The sequence below is a fragment of the Bradyrhizobium sp. genome, assembly GCF_049691595.1.
Lineage (GTDB): Bacteria > Pseudomonadota > Alphaproteobacteria > Rhizobiales > Xanthobacteraceae > Bradyrhizobium.
Genome location: NZ_JBAVNZ010000349.1, coordinates 1 through 3,753 on the forward strand (window position 1 = coordinate 1; position 3,753 = coordinate 3,753).

The 3,753-nt window shown below is 65.2% G+C and carries 4 protein-coding genes; 1 reads left to right on the forward strand and 3 read right to left on the reverse strand.

The annotated features are described in order from the left end of the window. Window positions 1-463 (reverse strand): beta-1-3, beta-1-6-glucan biosynthesis protein (locus WCE35_RS15440; protein WP_424594210.1); only part of this gene is annotated, 463 nt, incomplete at its 3' end. A gap of 241 nt (window positions 464-704) precedes the next feature. On the opposite strand from WCE35_RS15440, the gene WCE35_RS15445 reads away from it, so the two are divergent. After that, window positions 705-2,330, forward strand: a complete 1,626-nt coding sequence (locus WCE35_RS15445; protein ID WP_424594207.1) for a beta-(1-6) glucans synthase — start codon at window positions 705-707, stop codon at window positions 2,328-2,330. Here WCE35_RS15445 and WCE35_RS15450 read toward each other — a convergent pair. Together WCE35_RS15450 and WCE35_RS15455 are read right to left on the reverse strand one after the other, a co-directional pair. Further along, window positions 2,290-2,670: a hypothetical protein gene (locus WCE35_RS15450; protein WP_424594208.1), complete on the reverse strand. Its 381-nt coding sequence runs from the start codon at window positions 2,668-2,670 to the stop codon at window positions 2,290-2,292. The two genes, WCE35_RS15445 and WCE35_RS15450, sit on opposite strands and share 41 nt — an antisense overlap. Before the next feature lie 102 nt (window positions 2,671-2,772). Further along, on the reverse strand, window positions 2,773-3,753 hold a 981-nt coding region (locus WCE35_RS15455; RefSeq protein WP_424594209.1), incomplete at its 5' end, for a hypothetical protein.

Genomic DNA, 3,753 nt, shown 5'->3' on the forward strand with positions numbered 1-3,753 from the left:
GGGGCTGGGTGCCCGGATTGATCCAGCAGGCCTGGATACGGTCGTTGAGGCTGCGGGGGACCTTGTCGTCGATCTGGTCGCCGAACCGGGTCAGGCAGCGGAAGGTTGCCTGGACATGGCCGCCAGGGCAGCCGAACCGGTCATAGAGATCGAGGTGACGGAAGGCGGTATCGAGATCGTCCCGCCACATCAGGCTCACCACCCGGCGACCGAGCCACACGCATTCCGGGTTACCGGCCGGGCCGTTGATGGCCTGGGCCGCTTCGATGAATTCATCGGTCTTGCGCTTGTTGTCCTTGGTGCCGTCGGCCGGACTGGCGGCCGCGGGCTTGCCGGACTGATCCTGGGCCGGCGGGGTGCCGCTCTGGGCGAAAGCATTCCCGAGCCCGATCAGGAGGGCGAGGGCGGGAAGGGCGACGTGGCGCACCACTGCGTTTTTTGGATCAACCACCCGTCGACGCATACAATCCCCGATTTGTTCCTGCCGGTAAATCCAAAGGCCCGGCTTGATGCCGCTCAATTAGGTCCCCAATACGGCGGAGACGCCGATGGATTCCCATGACGCGTATTTCGGATTTTGTCCAGCAAGGTCACAACTTTATCGCATCGGCGCAAGACTGTCGCAGGCCAACGCGGGTATTGCCCATATCCCGCTCTTGGCAGAAGGCCGGCGACCGGCTAATCGACGGTCCCCGCCCGGGAGGATGGAACCGATTTCTCTGCGAACGCCGCTGGCGCTTTTCCTGATATCGCTGAGTGCGATCGCGGCCGTCTGGTGGTGGCTGGCCACGCCGATTACGCTTGCGCGCGCCCCGATCGATCCCAACGCCAAGCTTCAGTGCGTGTCCTACGCGCCGTTCCGCGACGCGCAGACCCCGCTGGTGCCGACCACCCAGATCTCGCCGGAACAGATCGAGCAGGATCTGGCGCGGCTCACCAGGATTACCGACTGCGTCCGCACCTATTCGATCGAAAACGGTCTCGATCAGGTGCCCTCGATTGCCGCCAAGGTCGGGCTGAAGGTGATCCAGGGCATCTGGCTCGGCAGCAACCGGCTGAAGAACCTGGCGCAGATTTCGACCGCGGTGAATCTTGCCAAGGAGTATCCGGGCGTCATTACGTCTTTGGTCGTCGGCAATGAGGTGCTGCTGCGCGGCGAGATGACCGCCGCCGACCTCGCGGCCAATATCCGCGCGGTCAAGGCCCAGGTGACCGTTCCCGTCACCTATGCCGATGTCTGGGAATACTGGCTGCGCAACCGCGAAGTCTATGATGCCGTCGATTTCGTCACGATCCACATCCTGCCATACTGGGAAGACATGCCTGTCCGCGCGAAATTTGCCGCCGGCCACGTCGATTCCATCCGCAGGCGGATGGCGGTGGCGTTTCCCGGCAAGGAAATCCTGATCGGGGAGACCGGCTGGCCGAGCACCGGGCGGATGCGGGAGGGCGCGCTGCCGTCGCGGACCAATCAGGCGCGGATCGTCTCCGAAATTCTGGACCTCGCCCAGCGCGAAGGCTTCCGCGTCAATCTGATCGAGGCCTATGACCAGCCGTGGAAACGCCAGCTCGAGGGCACCGTCGGCGGCTATTGGGGCCTGTTTGATTCGGTCAATCGGGCGCTGAAATATCCGCCGGGCGAGGCCATCAGCAATTATCCCTCGTGGAAATGGCAGATGGGAAGCGGCATGGCGCTCAGCTTCTTTGTGTTTTGCGCGGCCTGGCTGACCCTGCGGCGCCGGCCCTGGACACCGCGGCCTGCGTCCTGGATCGCGGTCGGATTATCGGCCACCACGGCTGGAATCCTGCTCGGGGTCGCCGCCGACAAGATGCTTTATGAGAGCTACGGCTTCGGCGGCTGGCTGCAATGGGGCGCCCTGCTGACGGCCGCGGTCGCATCGCCCATGCTTGGTGCCCACGCCTTGATGTCAGGGCGGTCGCTACCGACGTTCTTGGAACTGCTCGGTCCCCGCGAGTTCAGGGGCGGATCGGTGCTGACGATATTGCTGGGCATCTCGCTGGTCGTCACCACGCTGATCGCGGTGGAAACCGCGCTCGGCTTTACCTTCGACCCGCGCTACCGCGATTTTCCGTACGCGTCGCTGACCATGGCCGTGGTGCCGTTCGCGTGCCTGATGCTGCTCAACCGTCCGCAGGCCGGCGTGCGCCCGATCGCCGAATCCGTATTTGCCGGATTGCTGGTCGTGGCCGCGCTCTACGCCGGCTTCAACGAAGGTGGCGGCAACTGGCAATCGCTGTGGACCTGCGCGGTCTATGTCCTGCTCGCGCTCACGCTGTGGCTGGCGCGGGCCGTGCAAACCCCAAAATGAGCAGGCCGATCGCGATCCCCGACAGCGCGATATTGTAGAGCACGATGCCGAGCCCCGCGGCGATAAGCCCGCCGGTCAACAGAACGATCGACGGCCGCATCACGTGCAGCGTCGCGATCACAAGCGCGGTGATGCCGAACACCGAATTCTTGAACAGCGCGGTGGCGAGCGCGCGCGCCTTGCACAGCATCGAATGCAGGCCGGCATCGCAGGCCAGCGCCACCGTCGAAAACTCAACCGCGAGGTAGCGCAAATAAAGCGCGTAGCCGATGGTGACGAAGCCGACGACCAGCAGAAACTGGACCTGGTAGGGCGTCAGCCGGAACGGTATTTTTTTCATCGGGGGAATATGGTCGGGAATGGCCGTGGGGACAAGCCGAAGCTCACCTCGCGGGAAAAAGGGCAGGTGAGAATTCGGCCGTAACGCATTGCGGCCGTGTATTTATTGACCTTTTCGGCCGAACAGCGACGAGAGCGTCAAACCTTCGGGCTTCTTCGGCGGCTCCTCGACCACCACAGCCGCGCGCTTGGCGCCGCGGCGGCGCGGTGACAGGTTGCCGGGAGCCGGCGGAGAATCGTCGGCCTTCATGGTGAGGCGTTGACCGTCGAAGATCGTGGTCTCGCAGGCCCGGTCGTTTTCGGCCAGCACGGCACAAATCCGCGCCGCCGCGCCGGCATCATTGAGAGGGCCCGCGACCAGCCGGAGCTGCATGCCGAGCCCGTTGCTGCCTTCCCTGACCACGATGATCGGACGCAACGTGGTTAGCGCGGCGTTCGACCTCGACTTCAGGTGTCCGCGCCACAGCGCGCGCAAGCCGCTGAGCGAATTGGCGCTGCCGAGGTCGACCCCGAACTCGGTCCGCTGGATCGCGGCCTTCGGCGCGGAGGCTTCGTCGGCTTCCACCTCATTGGCCGCCGACAACGCAACCGGGGTCGCGGTCGCAACGACGGAGCTTGCGGGCTTGACCGGCTCGATCAGTTTCCCGGCCGCCGGATCGGGCGGCGCCATCATCGATTTCGACGCCACCAGCGGCGTCGCGGGCGTCGCGACCGCGGCTTTTGTCGCGTCCTGGCTGACGGATGCAGTGGTCGCCGGGGTTGGCTCGGCGGCTGCCGGGGTATGCGGCTTTTCGGCAGCAGGAGGTTTTTCAGGCGATGCCGCCGCGGTCCGGATGGTCGCGACGGCCGCCACGACCGGCGCTGGAGCCTGATCTTGCGGCGGCTGTTGCGGCTGTGCCGTTGTGGCAGGCGCCGGGACTGGCGGTGGCGAGGCGGTGGCCGTGGTTTGCCGCGCGACCGCGCCGGTGACCGAATCCAGCCCTTGTTCGAGCATGGTGACGCGCGAATACAGCCGATCGCGGTCGCCATTGAGCGTATCGACGGCGGACGTCAGCCGGCGCGCCTCATTTTGACTCTCCTGGAT

Excerpts from the sequence above, each read along its gene's own strand:
- WCE35_RS15445 (WP_424594207.1), top strand. The coding sequence starts at position 705 with ATGGAACCGATTTCTCTGCGAACGCCGCTGGCGCTTTTCCTGATATCG.
- WCE35_RS15450 (WP_424594208.1), bottom strand. The coding sequence starts at position 2,670 with ATGAAAAAAATACCGTTCCGGCTGACGCCCTACCAGGTCCAGTTTCTG.